14 protein-coding genes and 2 pseudogenes are annotated in these 15,555 nt (G+C 70.8%); 7 read left to right on the forward strand and 9 right to left on the reverse strand.

Annotated features, from left to right (window positions below; all coding sequences use genetic code 11):
• Positions 1-45: 45 nt before the first annotated feature.
• On the forward strand, positions 46-897 hold the full coding sequence (locus AOK18_RS19685) for an arylamine N-acetyltransferase family protein (RefSeq protein ID WP_055695219.1): 852 nt from the start codon (positions 46-48) through the stop codon (positions 895-897).
• Here AOK18_RS19685 and AOK18_RS19690 read toward each other — a convergent pair.
• From AOK18_RS19690 to AOK18_RS19705, 4 genes and pseudogenes are all read right to left on the reverse strand, one after another.
• Positions 886-1,259, reverse strand: a pseudogene (locus AOK18_RS19690) (transposase); the annotation flags it as partial. The gene AOK18_RS19685 and the pseudogene AOK18_RS19690 sit on opposite strands and share 12 nt — an antisense overlap.
• Before the next feature lie 215 nt (positions 1,260-1,474).
• On the reverse strand, positions 1,475-2,614 hold the full coding sequence (locus AOK18_RS19695; protein WP_055695221.1) for an alkaline phosphatase PhoX: 1,140 nt from the start codon (positions 2,612-2,614) through the stop codon (positions 1,475-1,477).
• A 13-nt stretch (positions 2,615-2,627) separates the two neighbouring features.
• Positions 2,628-3,626 (reverse strand): annotated as a pseudogene (locus AOK18_RS19700) (hypothetical protein); the annotation flags it as partial.
• A gap of 158 nt (positions 3,627-3,784) precedes the next feature.
• Positions 3,785-4,684, reverse strand: a complete 900-nt coding sequence (locus tag AOK18_RS19705; protein ID WP_420865626.1) for an SGNH/GDSL hydrolase family protein — start codon at positions 4,682-4,684, stop codon at positions 3,785-3,787.
• Positions 4,685-4,897: 213 nt separating this feature from the next.
• Between AOK18_RS19705 and AOK18_RS19710 the strand changes: the two genes are divergently transcribed.
• On the forward strand, positions 4,898-6,109 hold the full coding sequence (locus AOK18_RS19710) for a PucR family transcriptional regulator (RefSeq protein WP_240503245.1): 1,212 nt from the start codon (positions 4,898-4,900) through the stop codon (positions 6,107-6,109).
• Between the two features lie 409 nt (positions 6,110-6,518).
• Here AOK18_RS19710 and fmdA read toward each other — a convergent pair whose 3' ends face one another.
• The 3 genes from fmdA to AOK18_RS19725 form a co-directional block, all read right to left on the reverse strand.
• Entirely contained in the window at positions 6,519-7,763 is a 1,245-nt protein-coding gene (gene fmdA / locus AOK18_RS19720; RefSeq protein ID WP_055570662.1) for a formamidase, read from the reverse strand.
• 21 nt (positions 7,764-7,784) lie between these two features.
• Complete coding sequence (locus AOK18_RS35440) at positions 7,785-8,066, reverse strand: FmdB family zinc ribbon protein (RefSeq protein WP_074995275.1); 282 nt, start codon at positions 8,064-8,066, stop codon at positions 7,785-7,787.
• A 721-nt stretch (positions 8,067-8,787) separates the two neighbouring features.
• Complete coding sequence (locus AOK18_RS19725; protein WP_055695223.1) at positions 8,788-9,813, reverse strand: glutathione S-transferase family protein; 1,026 nt, start codon at positions 9,811-9,813, stop codon at positions 8,788-8,790.
• On the opposite strand from AOK18_RS19725, the gene AOK18_RS33080 reads away from it, so the two are divergent.
• Positions 9,802-9,978 carry a hypothetical protein gene (locus tag AOK18_RS33080; RefSeq protein ID WP_157865130.1) on the forward strand — a complete coding sequence of 59 codons (177 nt, stop codon included), beginning with the start codon at positions 9,802-9,804 and terminating at the stop codon, positions 9,976-9,978. The genes AOK18_RS19725 and AOK18_RS33080 overlap by 12 nt on opposite strands.
• Positions 9,979-10,096: 118 nt before the next feature.
• On the opposite strand, the gene AOK18_RS19730 is transcribed toward AOK18_RS33080, so the two are convergent.
• Entirely contained in the window at positions 10,097-10,573 is a 477-nt protein-coding gene (locus AOK18_RS19730; protein WP_157865131.1) for a hypothetical protein, read from the reverse strand.
• A 196-nt stretch (positions 10,574-10,769) separates the two neighbouring features.
• Positions 10,770-11,090, reverse strand: a complete 321-nt coding sequence (locus tag AOK18_RS19735) for a hypothetical protein (RefSeq protein ID WP_055570665.1) — start codon at positions 11,088-11,090, stop codon at positions 10,770-10,772.
• 646 nt (positions 11,091-11,736) lie between these two features.
• Between AOK18_RS19735 and AOK18_RS19745 the strand changes: the two genes are divergently transcribed.
• The 4 genes from AOK18_RS19745 (at position 11,737) to AOK18_RS19755 (ending at position 15,507) form a co-directional block, all read left to right on the forward strand.
• The gene (locus AOK18_RS19745) at positions 11,737-12,624 is read left to right on the forward strand and encodes a LysR family transcriptional regulator (RefSeq protein WP_157865132.1); all 888 of its coding nucleotides are present in this window, start codon (positions 11,737-11,739) and stop codon (positions 12,622-12,624) included.
• Between the two features lie 135 nt (positions 12,625-12,759).
• A complete protein-coding gene (locus tag AOK18_RS19750; RefSeq protein ID WP_055695229.1) occupies positions 12,760-13,218 on the forward strand; it encodes a GNAT family N-acetyltransferase in 459 nt (152 codons plus the stop codon).
• A gap of 138 nt (positions 13,219-13,356) precedes the next feature.
• Positions 13,357-13,491: a hypothetical protein gene (locus AOK18_RS35175; protein WP_276205360.1), complete on the forward strand. Its 135-nt coding sequence runs from the start codon at positions 13,357-13,359 to the stop codon at positions 13,489-13,491.
• Between the two features lie 531 nt (positions 13,492-14,022).
• Positions 14,023-15,507 (forward strand): leucine-rich repeat domain-containing protein, encoded by a 1,485-nt coding sequence (locus AOK18_RS19755; RefSeq protein ID WP_055695227.1) that lies wholly within the window; start codon positions 14,023-14,025, stop codon positions 15,505-15,507.
• The last annotated feature ends 48 nt before the right edge of the window (positions 15,508-15,555 follow it).

Here is a 15,555-nt window from a genome sequence, read left to right on the forward strand (position 1 = left end):
CGGCCGCGGGGGCGGGCCGGGGCGGTGCGTCCGTACGGTGGAGGTATGCCTGAGACTGTACCGACGACGTCATTCGACCTCGATGCCTATCTGAAGCGGATCGGGTGGGAGGGCGAGCGGCGGGCCGACCTCGCGACGTTGCGGGGCGTCCACACGGCCCACGCGCTGACCGTTCCGTTCGAGAACCTGGACCCCGTGCGGGGTGTGGTCCCCTCCCTCGACCCGGCCGATCTGACGGTCAAGCTCGTGCACGGCCGCCGTGGGGGCTACTGCTATGAGCACAACACGCTGTTCGCGGGCGTCCTGGAGGCGCTGGGCTTCCGGGTGACCCTGCTGGCCGCGCGGGTCGTGGTCGGCACCGACCGCTTCGAGAGCCGCCCGCGCACGCACATGGCGCTGCTCGTCGAGGTCCCAGGCGAGCGGCGGCCCCACCTCGCGGACGTGGGATTCGGCTCGGTCGGCGCCCTGTTGGAGCCGGTGCCGCTGGTGGTCGGCACGGAGTTCCACGACGCGGGCCGTCGGCACCGGCTGGTGCACGTACCGCACGACGGCCCACTGGAGATGTGGGTGCTGGAGGCGTACGGCATGACCGGGACAGGCAGGGTGGACGGCTGGGAGGCGCAGTACGCCTTCACGATGGAGCCTTTCGAGCAACCTGATTTCGAGGTCATCAACTGGCACATCGCCACCAATCCCCGATCCCCGTTCAGCCGTCGTCCCTACATCCAGCGCCTCACCTCCGGTCGCCACCTGTTCCTCGACGGCCGCCACCTCACCGAGACCCGCGCCGACGGCGCGGTCACGGCGCGGGAGTTGACCAACGAGAGGGAGGCACGGCGCCTCCTCGATGAGGAGTTCGGGATCGACGTACCGGACGGCGTCCGGCTACTGGGCTGACTGGCCCTGACAAAGCCGTTGGACGTGTCGGTGGGTCATCAGCCAGACGGCGAGGCCGAGGAATGCCTTGGGGATGTCGTCGCGTCTCTCCCAGCGGATCCGCAGGCGGCGAAAGCCATGCAGCCAGGAGATCGTCCGTTCGACGACCCAGCGAAAGGTGCCCAGGCCGGTGCCGTGGGGCCGGCCTCGTTCGGCGGTCACCGGCCGGATCCCGCGCTTGCGTAGCAGGCGCCGGTACTTGGCGTGGTCGTAGCCGCGGTCAGCGAAGAGCAGTCCGGGCGGTGCCGGGGCCGGCCGGCCACCCCGGCAACCGTCGGGATCTTGCCGAACAGAGGTGGCAGTTGGGTGACGTCGTTGCGGTCGCCGAGGGCGCGCACCACGTACTGGTGCCGCTCCGCGGCCTCTTCACAGCCGTCCTCCCGCGCTTCCCGCCGGCGGTGAAGACGACCCGCGAAGAAGTCACCGCCCGGCCGGCCCCGGCAATCCACCGCTGTCTCCACACCGAACACTCGTAACACCGCCGGCGGCGGGGTGCCTCCTGGGGCGGCCCCGGTTGCCGCCCGGGGCCCGTGGGGCCTCAGTGGCGGAACGGGCCGCGGACCTCGTACGTCACACCGCCCGAGCCGCTGATCTCGCCACTCGTGCCCCGTTGTGAGGAGAAGTAAAGGCGGCTGCCGTCCGGGGAGAAGGCCGGGCCGGTGATCTCGGAGTCGGGGTGGCCGTCGACGCGCAGGATCGGGGCGACCACGCCGTCCCGGGTGATGATGTTGATCTCCATGTTCCCGCCGTCCTCGGCGACGTAGAGGTCTCCGGCGGCCGTGCCGGTGATGTTGTCGACCCCGGTGAGGGTGCCGTCGCTGTTGTAGACGGACGTGATCGTCGAGTCCCGGGTGTCGTACGCCCAGACCTGGCGGTCGCCCTTGGCGGTGAAGTAGCAGATGCCCTCGGCGTAGTGGCAACCCTCGCCGCCGTCGAAGTGGCGGGCGGCGGCGAGCTGCCTGCGGGTCTGGACCAGCGGCGCGGACGGGTTCGGTACCTCGCGCCACTCGACGCCGTCGCCCGAGGTGGTGCACGCCACGTCGAGGCGGCCGGAGGACAGGTCACCCCAGGTGCCGGGTGCGAAGCGGTAGAAGCAGCCGTCGTCCTCGTCCTCGGTGAGGTAGACGACCCGGTGGTCGGGGTCGCAGGCGGCGGCCTCGTGCTTGAAGCGGCCCATGGCGTGGTGCGCGACGGCCTCCTTCCGCCCGTACGGGTCGGTCTCGAAGACCCGACCCCGGAAGGTCTCCTCGCAGGACAGCCACGTGTTCCAGGGAGTCGCGCCGCCCGCGCAGTTGAGGTGGGTGCCCGACAGGATGCGGTAGGCGCGGTCCACGGAGCCGTCGGCGCGGAAGCGGATGGCGGAGGCACCGCCCAGGAGCGGTATCTCGGAGTTGGAGACGTAGATCCAGCCGTCGCCGTCGGCATAGCAGGCGCCGCCGTCGGGCGCCGAGTGCCAGATGGTGCCGCCGACGGGCCGCAGCGAGCGGGCGACGACGCGGCTGGTGAACCCGGCGGGCAGGGCCACACCGTTGGCATCCGGAGCGAGGAGCGGCCCATACGGGCTGCCCGAGGCCGCCCCGGCCGGTGCGGCGTGGCCGGCCTGTTGCCACAGGGTGCCGCAGAAGACGGCGGCACCGGTGCCGGCGGTGACCGTGCGGAGGAAGGAACGTCGCTGCATGGGACCTCTTCCGTCATGGGGTGGGGAGGGTGGTGCAGGGAGCGCCGCCGCAGACATCCATGACCCACCCGGTGGTCAGGAAGGTGGCCTTCTGCTGACGCGCGGTCGGCATGTTCCGGGGGTCGGAGTGCGGGTCCTGCCCGTACTCGGGTGCCCTGGGCGGTGTGTTGGTCAGGGGCGGTGTGGGTGTGCCGCTGTCCCGGACGACCATCGCGGAGCCGCCCCGGAAGGGGGTGCCGGCGGTGCGGATGCCCCAGTGCGGCACCCGGTCGGGGCTGCGGCCGGGTGCGAGCGCCGGGGCGTGGAGCCGGGCGCCGAGGGTGCGGGCCTGGACGTCGGCGGCGACCATGGCCACCTGGTGGTCTCCGTGGGCGATGTGCATCAGGACGTCGTGGTCGTCGGCGGGCCGGGACGCGTATCCGTTGGTCTCGCCGCGGTCCCAGACCATCTGGTAGAGCTGGAGCACCACTTGCTGCCGCAGCTTGTCCGGGTAGTCGGCCTCCAGCACCTGCTGGAACGGCGCGAAGTCGGAGCTGCGGTCGAGGAGCAGGCCGTAGTGCATGCCGGTCACGCCCAGCACACCGCGCTCGATGTCGGTGGACGCGGCGAGCAGGGCGCCGCCGAGGATGCCGCCCTGGCTGTTGCCGTCGTAGACCAGCCCGTGCCGGGTGTCCAGCAGTGGCCGGCCTCCGGGCGCGCGGAACGCGGGATCGGCCGGCAGCCCGTCGTGGTGGATCATGGCGCGGCCGAGGAAGGGGGCGTTGAGCATGGACTGCTGGGAGCGCTCCGGGATGGCGGGGAAGCCGTTCATGTCGGCGAGGGCGCCCAGGACCACGGGCACGTCGTCGGCGGCCATGCCGATCCAGTCGGTGGCGCAGAAGGTGAAGTTGTGCTCGCCGGCCATGGCCTTCACGTTGCCCGCGCCGACCTCGTTGCGGCTGCCGAGCAGCCCGTGGCCGTAGAGGGCGGGCCGGGAGGGCGTGCGGCCGGTGAAGGCGGTGCGGGGGATCCGGATGCCGCGGCGGGCGGTGTCAGGACACCGCCCGCCGCCCCGGCCGGCAGCACGGCCGGCGTGAGCCGCAGAGCGCGTGGCGCCCGCACCGACCGGGCCGGCCGTGGGACCCGCGCCCGGTGCCGTCGCAGCGGCCGGCTCTTCGGGTACGGCATCCGTCAGGAGCCCGTGATGTGATCACCGATCAGCCGCGCGTACGCGGCCTCACCGGCAGCGTTGGGGTGCAGCGGCGCCGCGGGCGAGGTGGGCACATAGCCCTCGATCCAGCGGCGGCTCGGCGCCTGGCAGGCGTCGTGGCCCGCGCTGGGCGTGCGCAGGTCGACGTACTCGGCGTCGTGGGCCGCGGCCTGCTCGGCCAGGATCCCGTTCAGCCGGTCCACAGCTCCCTGGAGGTAGTCGGCGTCCACACCGAGCACCGGCTGCACCGGCCAGCAGCCGCCCTTTTTGACGTAGAGCCCGTAACTCGCCACGATCACCCGGGCGTCCGGCGCCTTCGCGCGGATGCCGTCGAGCACGGCCGCCACCTTCGGCGCGGCGGAGTCCACGCGCTGCGCGACCCGGTCCACACCGCCCTCGGTGTAGCCCGTCTTGCACGGCTCCGCGGTCGGGTCCAGCTGCATGCAGTCCTGGGCGATGCCGACCAGGCCCGCGTCGTTGCCGCCGATGGTGAGGGTGACCAGGGTCGTGTCCGCGCTCAGCGCGTCGAACTGCGGCGGCGCCTCGCCCATGTCCTGGTCCAGCAGGGACAATTTCTGCGGCTGCGTCATGTGGTCCGTCTTCGCGCCGCTGCACGTCACGTCGCGGAACTCGGCGACGTCCAGCCGCTCCGCCAGCTCGTGCGGGTAGTTCTGCGTGGACCGGCCGCAGGCCAGCGGCCCGGTGGGCCACGGGATCAGCGGCCCGGACGCCATCGAGTCGCCGAGGGCCACGTACACCTCCCCCGTCACGGATTCGGCGGCGGTGGCGGCGGGCGCGCCAGCCAGCAGCCCGGCCACCAGACCCGCGCCGAGCGCGCATCTGACCAGACGGGCAATTCCCTTGCGGTGTGACCTGTTCACTGCGGCTCCCGAAGTCCCGAGGACGGCAAGACGACAAGGCGACAAGCTGTGCGACGCGCGGTACAGGAGAAGGGGCGCGAATACGCTTCCGGGACGGTGGGTGCGGATCCGCAGGGGTGTCGGAGTTGGAGCGGAAGGTGCCGCCGGTCATCTTGCAGTCTTTCGGGGCCCTGCTTTAACTGGGCGGTAACGCAGACTTCGACGGGGGTCTTTGTGACGCGTGACAACTCCGGGCCGCACCTGTGCATCGCGGGCCGTCCCGCCGCCGCCCGACTCCGCGCCGTCGCACCCGCCCTGACCCGCCGTATCGTCGCCCGGTTGCGCGCCGAACTCCCCGCCTATGCCGAGCTGCCCGGCGAGGCACTGACCGGCGACATCGCCGACATCGTCCAGCACAACCTGCGGATGCTCGCCGATTCCCTGGAACTCCGGCGCCCGCCCGGCGACACCGAACTCGCCCGGCAGCGGGACTCCGCCGGCCAGCGCGCCGAGGAGGGCGTACCGCTGGACGCCATCCTCACCGCCTACCACCTGGGCACGACCATGTGCTGGCAGGAGCTGTCCGCCGGCGCCCGCCCCGGCGAACTCCCCGACGTGACCCAGACCGTGACCCACATACTGACGCTCCAGCAGTACGTCACCTCGGCCGTCAGCGCCGGCTACCTGGAGGCCCGCCGGGCCCTGGACAGCGAAGAACACCGCGGCCGCCACGCCCTGATGACGGCCCTGCTCGCCGGGGACCCGGCCGAGGGCGGCAGCGAACGCTACGTCGCCCTGACCCTCGCCCTCGCCCCGCACCCCGACGAGACCGGCGAGGGCCCCGGCGCCCGGATCGCGGCCCGGCGCAAGCTCCGCCGGATCCGCTCGGCCCTCGACGCCCACGGCGGTGAGCCGCCCCTGACCGCCCTCGGCCCCGACGGCGGCACCGTCCTGCTCCCCGCCGCCGCGCCCCCGCCCTGGACGGAGCTCACCGCGCTCGTAGCCCGTACCGCGGACGCCGCCGGCGTGCCGGTGACGGCCGCGGCCGAGACGGCCGAACCGCCCGGGATACCGGCGGCCGTCGCCCGTACCGCCGAGGTCGTCGCCCTCGTGCGTCGCTCCGGCCGGCCGCCCGGCCTCTACCGGCTGGCCGACGTCCTCCTGGACTACCAGCTGAGCCGCCCCGGCGAGGCCCTGTACGGCCTGGCCTCCCTGCTGCGGCCCCTGGAGGGCAAACCGGAACTCCTGCGGACGCTGGAGACCCACCTCGCCCGCGAACTGGACCGCCGCGCCACCGCCGCGGCGCTCCACATCCACCCCAACACGGTCGACTACCGGCTGCGCCGCATCACCACCCTCACGGGCCTGTCCCCGTCCCGCCCCCTGGACCTCCAACACCTGGGTGCGGCCCTCGTCGCACGCCGGTCACTGTGCCCGGACGGCTGACTCCTCGGCCGGGCGTGTCCGCACCGCCGCTCCCGGCGCGGACACGCCCGTACGTTCCCCGGACGGGCGGCGGGCCGTCGCCAGGAAGTGCGAGCCGGCCGCGAGCGGGTCGGGGGGGGCGTCCGCGATGGGTGCGGCGGTCGGGGCTGCGGTGAACACCGGGGAACCGACGAGCGACTCACCGCTGTGCTGCTCCGATGCCTTCGGCAGCGACCGGGCCGGGCCTTCGTCACCGTGCACGGTGACGTCCGACGGCCCGGAGGCCAGCGACTCCGCCTCGAACTCCGCACCGGGTGGAAGGAGGCGGCGGTGAAGACACCCGTACCGTCCAGATGCCCGGTGTAGACGGTCCTCCTGATCGCTGCCTGCGGCCCGGGGCCCGGCCGGGAGACCGTTCGCGGACACGGCACTAGCTTGTGCGGGCGCAGCTTCCCCGATCGGCGCGCTGCGGCCCGTCGCCGGACGGGCGGATGTCGAAGTCGAAGATGGCGGTGGGCAGATAGAGCGTGGCGCAGGAGTTGGGGATGTCGACCACGCCGCTGAAGCGGCCTTCGATCGGGGCGGCTCCAAGGAGCAGGTAGGCCTGTTCAGGTGAGTAGCCGAACTTGGTCAGGTATTCGATCGCGTTCAGGCAGGCCCGCCGATAGGCGATGTGTGAGTCCAGGTAGTGCTGGCGGCCGTCTTCGTCGACGGAGATGCCGACGAAGGTGAGGAACTCGCTGTAGCGCGGCTCGACGTTGCCGGGGTAGAACACGGGGTTCGTCGTCACCCCGTAGGTCTGCATGCCGCCCTTGATGAGGTCGACGCCGAGATCGAGGTAGCCGCCCATCTCGATTGCGCCGCAGAAGGTGATCTCGCCGTCGCCCTGGCTGAAGTGCAGGTCACCGGCGGACAGTTTGCCACCCTCGACATACACCGGCATGAAGATCCGGGCGCCACGGGTGAGGTTCTTGATGTCCTGGTTGCCGCCGTTCTCGCGTGGCGGCGCGGTTCGTGCCGCCTCCCGTGCAGCGCGCTCGAATGCGTCGCCTTCCAGCGTGCCGAGGATTGCCCTTTGAGGATCCGGCGGCAACGCGAGCGGGGGCACTCGGTTGGGATCGGTCGCGATGAGCTCGGCCTCCCGGGCGTTCCACTGACCGAGCAGGTCGTGCGACGGGGCGGTGCCGATGATGCCTGGGTGGGTGATGCCGGTGAAGCGCACGCCAGGCAGGTGGCGGGAGGTCGCGATCTGCCCGTGGAAGTCCCAGATCGCCTTGTACGCGTCCGGGAAGCGCTCGGTGAGGAAACCACCGCCGTTGCCCTTGGCGAAGACGCCCGTGTAGCCCCAGCCTTGGCCGGCGACCGGCCCGGTCTCCTGCGGGACGGGACCGATGTCGAGGATGTCGACCACCAGCAGGTCGCCGGGCTGCGCGCCCTCGACGGCGATCGGTCCGCTCAGAGGATGGACCATCGAGAGATCGAGGTCGCGGATGTCGTTGGCGGAGTCGTCGTTGTGAACCGTCCCATCGAACCACTCCCGGCATTCGAGGCGGAACTCGGTGCCGGGCCGGACGGTCGCCACCGGCGGGATGTCGGGATGCCAGCGGTTGTGCGGCGGGACTGCCTGGTCGTAGAAAGACCGGGACTGGTCGATGCTGAAGAGCACCTCGGGCATCTGTCGCTCCTTGCCTGTGAGTCACGGTCTCGGGAGGCGTGCGTGCAGTGGATTCGGCGGATGAGCACTACGACGAGCTGGTGCGGGCATGCGGTGTCGCACCGCTGGCTCGTGCGCGCTGGCCTCGGCGGCATCGCGCGCCCGTCGCAGGGCGGAGTGGGGCGAGGTGATGGTGAGCGGGGCGTATACACGCGTTGCCGCTCCGCCGCATGTGGCGCACGTCGGCTCATGTACCGGGGCGTCGATCGGGCGGACGACCTCGAACACGCCGCACTGCCCGCACGCGTAGTCGTACCTCGCCATGTGAGAGCCTCCGCGTCACATTCGGGGCGGACCGGGGGCGTGACGGCGCGCCGGCCGGACTTCCCCACTGCCGCTGAAGCAATTCGTGGTGGCTGAGCGTAACGATCGTTCAGCGGTGTAGCTGAACGACTCGGCGTGAGGTAACTCCGTTGGAGGGGGCGGCGCGCAGATGGCGGACGCGCTGTGTTCGACAGCTCCCCCAGGGGTCGACGACCTTGCCGGTGGCCGCTTCCAGTGCGGTGAACAGGGCGGTGGCGCACCCCGAGGTAGTTGTGGGTCTGCTTTCGGGGCTCCCGGGCCGCAGCGGCAGAATCGGGGCAGTGCGAGCCAGCGCCTGGATCCGGGTCTTCTCGTCGCAGCAGAGCACGCCGCATTCTCCGGGTGGGGGGAAGTGGCACCCCCACGTGGTTACGCCAGTCGTGTCACTGAGCGACTCTGTCGGGGATCTTGAGATTCTCGGGACAGGACAGTCGGCGGTCGGAACACTTCGGGTGGTTCATTAGGGGTCCTGTCTTCCTGAGGTGGGTCGACGGGAATCCGCGCTGAGCTGCCGTCGGATCCAGGGAGAGCCTGCGTGCCTGGGCCACCCGGCCGATGCCCGTGACCGGACTGACCGCTCATCGGCTTTGACGGGCCCGCGTGCTCGGCGGCGTCGTCAGCGAGTACCGATATGCGGCACGACCAGCGGCGACGGGTTTCCGAACGGTCCAGGGTCCGAGCGTCAGGGGCGGTCCCCCACAGGTGTCTGTTCGTCCGCGCGGACCGGCCCGGGCGGCGTCCCGTCGCCGAACGGCCGGCCGCCGAGTTCCCCGCGGTGATGAGGGGCCGACCAGCCGGACAGGTCGGGGCCCAGGGGCACGATGCCGGTCGGGTTGATGCCGGTGTGCACTTGGTGGTAGTGCCGTTTGATGTGGTCGAAGTCGACGGTGTCGCCGAAGCCGGGCGTCTGGTAGAGATCGCGGGCGTACGCCCACAGCACCCGGTTCTCCGTCAGTTTCCAGAGGTTGCACTTGAAGTGGCCGTGGTAGACGGCATCGAACCGCACCAGCGTGGTGAACAGCCGGATGTCCGCCTCCGTGATCGTGTCGCCGACGAGGTACCGCTGCCCGGCCAGCCGCCGCGCCAGCAGTTCCAGCCGCCGGAACACGTCCGCGCACGCCCTCTCGTACCTCTGCTGATCGGTGGCGAAGCCCGCCCGGTAGACCCCGTTGTTCACATCGTCGAACACCTCCGCCATCACCGCGTCGATCTCGTCGCGCCGCTTCTCGGGATACAGGTCGGGGGCGCCTGCGCGGTACAGGGCCGTCCACTCGGTGGCGAAGTCGAGAGTGATCTGCTGGTAGTCGTTGGTGACCAGCCGCCCGCCGGCCACCTCCACGATCGCGGGGACACTCACCCCGCCCGGGTAGTGCCTCTCCCGCCGGTCGTAGGCCTCGCTCAGATACCGGATGCCGAGAACCGGATCACGGCCGTCCGGGTCCAGGGTGAAGCGCCAGCTGCGGTCGTCCTGGATCGGATCGGCGACCGCCAGGGACAGCGCGTCCTCCAGCCCGAGCAGCCGCCGGGACACCAGCGCCCGGCTCGCCCACGGGCAGGCGCGGCTGACGACGAGCCGATAGCGTCCGGCCTCCACCGGCCACCCGTCCCCGCCGTCCGCGGTGATCCGGTCCGCGAAGTGGGCCCTCGACCGCTTGAACGCCTTGTGGCCGTAGGCACTGTTTCCGCCGTCCCCCTCGTGGTGGCTCATGATGTCCTCCTCGTCGCCTCGAACACCTGCGACCGGGTTCCCCGTTTCCGGCGGTCGGCACGGTGCGAGCGGGCCGACCGGGGCAACCGGCAACGTCGGCACTCCGCGCTCGGCATGCTCACACCCATCGGTTTCGAGCTGGTGGCGACCTCCTCGGTCGTCTGAAGTCCGACAACTCGGCTCCATGAACGAGGCCGTGGGCAGCGAGCAGGTTCCGCACGGCGCATGGAGAGCAGGGAGAGAACACTCCATCTGTCCTGAGAGGGTCCCGGATGCGCTGTCCTCACCGCGTGGGCGGTGTCGCGTTGACTGACCGGCCTGGGACGACCTTGGAGTCGGTCGTGCCGGGGGGCGGTCGTTCGTGTCGTCCGCGTCGCCGTCGTATGAGCGCGGTGACGGCGTCGGGGCGGTCCGCGCCAAAGATCACCCGCTCCCTGGACAGTGCCGCACGGACGAAGTGCGGATGGTTGCCGATCGCGGCTGCGACGGCGACGGCGTCCCAAGCGTAGGCCACACGCTCAGCGACGAGGGCCGGCTCCACGGTGGTCAGGGACAGTTCGTAACCGGGGCCGTCGGCGTCGCGGAACCAGACGGTCTCGTCACCGGGCTCGACCGGGGCGGCGAAGGCGCTGCGCGGGCTGCCGCACAGCGCGCCGGCGATGCGCACGGCGTCGTGGTCGGCGTCGAGCAGCGGGCTCTTGTCGCGGTCGATAGCCGAGCCGAAGCATGGTGGGTGCCACCTGCGGCATCGGCTGACCACCGGCCCCGACCGGGTGAAGCACGATGGTGGTCACCGGGACGGCGCTCTGTCTGTCACCAGCGGCGCACACAGCGGAATCGGTCGGTGTCACCGGCTCCAGCACTCCGCCAGTCGCCTGAGCCGCCCGCCAGACCCGGCGGACAGAAGCTGTGTCGGAACCCCTGCGCCGGGCCACGGCGGAAGTCGCTCCAACCGGTCACAGACCGGGGACGTCGGCGACCCGCTTCAGCACGGAGTCGAGCGCGTCCACCACGGCGTCGTGCCGCCTCGCACGCGCCGCCCGGTCCGCCGGCACCAGCCGCGCGGCGGCCTGCGCGGCATAGGCGTCCGGGTCGCCGAAGGCAGTCCGCGGGTGCTCTCCCGTATCCGCGCAGTGCGTCGTGACCTCCTTGACCGCCCGGAGCACGACTGCCCGGTCCACGCCCGGCTGCACGGCCAGCCGGACCTGGAAACGCGCCATCCACTTGTCGCGGTCCTTGTCCCTCGCCGCGTCCGTCGTCCGGTCCTTCTTCGCCACGTGCTCTCCCGGGTGATCGGTAGTCGTTCGTCACAGAGCCGGACGCCAGAGCATCGAAGTGGGTTGCAGAAGCGGGAATCCGATGAGTTTGTCGACGCGCGGAGCGTGAAGACCTCGGCTGACGTCGCCGAGACCAGCCAGGGCGTCGACGCCGTCGCACAGGCGGGTCCGCAGCCCGTGCAGGCACGCCTCGGTGAACAGCTTCCGCAGGGCGTCTTCGGAGTGCTGCGCATGCTTGGCCTGCCGCTGACCCCGGTGGTGCCGCATCCGGTTCGCCGACGCCCGCCTCACTCCCGCCCCCGGTCTCCCACTGCATCCGGCACGGCCTGCTCCTCGCAGTCGAGCCCCTCTCCTTCTTCCACACCGTCCTCACCGCCGGCCAGACGATGTACCCGGCGGCCCACCAGCCGCATGCCGTTGGGCCAACCGCCCAGGACGTCGCCGGTGAGTTCAGTGACCCAGGTGCTGGCGCGGATCTCGCCGTCCGCCGTCCACCCCGGACCGGGAACGGCACAGACCGAAGCGAGCGGGACCGCACGCGGCAGTCCGGCCCGCCCGTGTTGCCGTCACGCGTACCTGTCCCCCCCCCTGGACCGGGCCGAGCCGGACCGGACCGGCCTGACACGTGCTGTCGTACTGTCGGGGCATGCCCGATCTGGAACTCCGCCACCTCCGGTACCTCGTCGCCGTGGGAGAAGCCGGAAGCATCACGCGCGCAGCCGAGCGACTCATGATCACGCAGCCCGCGCTGTCGAGAGCGCTGCGGGCGCTGGAGCGGACGGTCGGCGTCACGCTGCTCGTACGGAGCCACCGCAGGACGGAACTCACCCCCGCGGGAGAGGCGTTGTTGGCGGAGGCACGCGAGATCGTGGAGCACGCGCGGCACGCGGTGGAGCGTGCCCGGGGCGCGCGGGCGGACACCGTGACGTTGACGGTGAGCGTTGCCGAGTGCGACGTGGCGGCCGTGTCGGCCCGATGCCGGGCGTTCGAGGAGGAGAACCTCGGGGTGCGCGTGCACATGGTGCCGCGCGACTGGATGTTGCCGCCGGACGACCTGCGGGCGGGGGAGTCGGACGTCACGTTCCTTCGGGACTGCTACGACCGGCGTGACCTGACCGCCGACCTGCTCGCGCTGAACTCGCGGTCCGTTCTGCTGTCCACGAACCACCATTTGGCGAGCCGGGAGAAGCTCACGGTCGGTGATCTCAGCGACGAGCCTGTGACGCACTGGGCAGGCATGTCCAAGGCACAGGCGGACCACTGGGCCGGTGCCGACGTCGACGGACACCCATGGCGGCGGGGCCCCTTGGTGCATACCTCCTCCGACGTGCTCAACGCCGTCATCCTGGGCCGGGCCATCGCCTTCGCCCACGGCTCCACCCTGCCCGACGCGTTGCCGGGCATACGGATCAGGCCGGTGGAGGGGCTCTCCCCAAGCCGACTGGAGGTTGCTACCTCGGCGCGCTCGACGAACGTGCACGCCCGGCGGTTCGTGCGGTACATGCGAAACCGTTGGGACTTGAAAGACGGGTGAAGGCGGCCGAGGACGGACCGCGCGCACGCGGTCATGCCCGCTCGGCATGAGTGCCCTGTCGGATCGGCATTTCCGGCGGGGTCGCCCGGTTGGTTGAATCATGAGGACGTCATGAGCGAGGAACGGAGTGCCGCGATGCCGACCATTTCCGAGGAGCCGTGGGACGGCGCCGACGGTGTGCGCCTGCGCGCCGCCATGGAGGCGGAACTGGCCGCGCGCTACGACATACCCGACCAGGAGCCCGACAAGCCCACGGCGCGGGACACCGACGTGTTCCTCGTCGCCCGGGACGCCGAGGGCAACGCAACGGGGTGCGGCGCGCTGCGACGACTGTCCGAGGACACGGCCGAGATCAAGCGCATGTACATCGTCCCCGAACTCCGTGGCACGGGTGTCGCGACGGGCATCCTGCGCACGCTGGAGGACCACGCGTCCCGCCTCGGTTACAAGGCGCTGCACCTGTCGACGGGTGTGCTCCAGCCCGATGCCATCAGGTTCTACGAGCGCGAGGGTTACGCCCGCACGGAGGGCTACGGTCCCTACGTCGGTCATCCTCTCGCCGTGTGCTTCGCCCGCCAACTGGTCTGTGACTGAAGGTGGTTGCGACCGGCGGCGGATGGTGGGGCGAAACCGTTCGACCGTGCCGCGAGCGCGTGTCGATGACTCGGGGCGCCTCACGCCGGGGGTTGGGAAGGGGAAGCTGCCCATACCCTGTCCCGCCACCAGAGCCCCGTGGCCGACGTCCTGGCCCACCCGCCCTACACCAACCTGTCGCACGTGTTCGTGGAGGCGGACCGCGCGTCGATGACCTTCGGCAAGCTCACCGCCGAGCTGACCACCTACGACGAGTACCGCACCAACGTGTAAGAGCACCGGTAAGCAGGAGTGGCTGACCCGCTACCCGCGCACCGAAGGGGTCTTCCCGCCCGTGCTCTTCGTGTTCGGCGGAGCCGGCGCCACCGCGCTCGACAACCGCATCGCCGTCCTGCCTGCCGCGGCGCACCAACTGGCCTCCGTCCACACCGGCAAGCTCACCGTCACCGCAATCGCCCTCGCCGAAATCGATCGCCACGGGCCGCGCGCGAAGGCCTGGCGCTACCCGCTGCCTCTCCGATCGCGTCCCGCTCGAACTCCTCGGTGTACCGCTTCCTGTACTTGCTTCCCACCTGGTGCTACTTCCTCTGGAACCTCAAGATCCCAGCTTCCGGGTGTTCATGATCAAGGGGAAGTTTCAATGTCACACCTGGCCCTTAGAGTCCTCCCATGACACAACCGACTCCCCCCGGTGCACCCGCCGACGACACACAGGGCGACAACACAACAATGCGAACAGGGAAGTTAAGGGCGCTTCCGGAAACCGCAAGTCCCGCCGAGGCGGGTGAGGCGGTCAGGGAACTCATGTTGCTGGCGGCGTCCGGCGGCGGCGACGCGGCGTTGGGTCTGGCCGTGCGGTACAGCGGAGTGTCCGACTGCTCCACCGAGGAACTGCTCCGGTTGTGGGCGAAGGCCGACGGAGACCCGTTCGGTTTCTGCGAGAACTTGGAGGCCCCGGCGTACCGTGCGCGCAAGGCCGTCAGGAAGCTCGTCGCCCTGTCCGCGCCGGGTGACGGTGGACACGCCCTGAAACTGGCCGCCCGGTTCACCCCTCTGGACCCATACGCGTCCAAGTTCCTCGTCCGTCTGTGGAGGACGGACCCTGACCCGGACAGTTTCGCCGAACACCTGCTCGCTCCGGCATTCCGTCAGGAGGGCAGGACGGAGCTGTCGCTGCCGTACGCCTCTTCCCTGCACGGTCTGCGGCATCTCACGATGCTCGAGAAGCTCGGCTTCTACCAGTGTGACGGGCTCACCGACCTCACCGAGGTCGGCGAACTCACCAATCTCACGGACCTTGATCTGGGTGGCTGCACGAGCGTGGAGGACCTCACTCCGATCGGCCGTCTTTCCCGGCTCACCCGCCTCGATCTGAGCCGGTGCGGCGCCGTCGAGGACTTCGAGCCCCTGCTGAACCTCAGCGGTCTGCGTCAACTGAGACTGAGTTACACCAAGGTGCGCTCCCCCCGTGTGTTCGGCGGTGCGCTCACCGCTCTGGAATCCCTGGATCTCCGCTCCTGCGGGTCTCTCACGGACCTGGAGGGACTCACCGAGCTGCCGAACCTCGCCCACCTCCAGCTGAGCGGCGACCACCTCCGCGACCTGTCGCCCTTCGCGGTCCTCCCCCGGCTCCGGTCCCTCGAACTCGACGGCTGCAACGAGCTGACGACGCTCGAAGGGCTGGCCGGTCACCCCCGGCTGGCGAAGCTCGGCATCCACGGCAGCCCGGTACTGCGCACCACAGAAGGGCTGGGCGACCTGCCGGCACTGCGGAAGCTGACCTTCACCGGTTGCTCCGCACTGACCGACCTCAAGGGTCTCGGCCGCCTGCCCGCGCTGCGCACGCTGAAGATCAACGGTTCCGCCGTCCGCGACCTCGGTGACCTGTCCGGATCTCCGCTGACCACACTGACCCTGCTGTACATGGAGGACCTGGAATCGCTCAGGGCCCTCCAGGACTGCTCTGGTCTGCGTGAACTGACCCTCCGCTCCCTGAAGGACTCTCCCTCGGTCGAGGGTATACCGGTGGAACGGCTCAGCTCACTCAGCGTGGCCGGCCCGTCCTGGGCCGCGTTGAAGGACATCACCCCGTTCACCGCTTCGCCCCGCCTGGCAGAACTCGACCTGCGCCACTGCCGGTCCCTGACGGACCTCCGGCCCCTGCTCGACATGCCGGCGCTGGCACACGTCCACCTGGCCGAACGGATCGCGACCTCGCCGTCGGGCGTCCCCGGTCCCGTGGTGACCGGACTCAGGGCACGAGGCGTGACCGTCACGCTGCACCACTGACCGTCCACGATCCGTCCCTCACCCGGCGCGATCCCCCCCCCCCCCCCC

Origin of the sequence: Streptomyces prasinopilosus (assembly GCF_001419695.1) — a bacterium.
Taxonomy (GTDB): domain Bacteria; phylum Actinomycetota; class Actinomycetes; order Streptomycetales; family Streptomycetaceae; genus Streptomyces; species Streptomyces prasinopilosus.

Excerpts from the sequence above, each read along its gene's own strand:
- AOK18_RS19685 (WP_055695219.1), top strand. The coding sequence starts at position 46 with ATGCCTGAGACTGTACCGACGACGTCATTCGACCTCGATGCCTATCTG.
- AOK18_RS19695 (WP_055695221.1), bottom strand. The coding sequence starts at position 2,614 with ATGCAGCGACGTTCCTTCCTCCGCACGGTCACCGCCGGCACCGGTGCC.
- fmdA (WP_055570662.1), bottom strand. The coding sequence starts at position 7,763 with ATGCCCGAGGTGCTCTTCAGCATCGACCAGTCCCGGTCTTTCTACGAC.
- AOK18_RS35440 (WP_074995275.1), bottom strand. The coding sequence starts at position 8,066 with ATGGCGAGGTACGACTACGCGTGCGGGCAGTGCGGCGTGTTCGAGGTC.
- AOK18_RS19725 (WP_055695223.1), bottom strand. The coding sequence starts at position 9,813 with ATGAGCCACCACGAGGGGGACGGCGGAAACAGTGCCTACGGCCACAAG.
- AOK18_RS19745 (WP_157865132.1), top strand. The coding sequence starts at position 11,737 with ATGCCCGATCTGGAACTCCGCCACCTCCGGTACCTCGTCGCCGTGGGA.
- AOK18_RS19750 (WP_055695229.1), top strand. The coding sequence starts at position 12,760 with ATGCCGACCATTTCCGAGGAGCCGTGGGACGGCGCCGACGGTGTGCGC.
- AOK18_RS19755 (WP_055695227.1), top strand. The coding sequence starts at position 14,023 with ATGTTGCTGGCGGCGTCCGGCGGCGGCGACGCGGCGTTGGGTCTGGCC.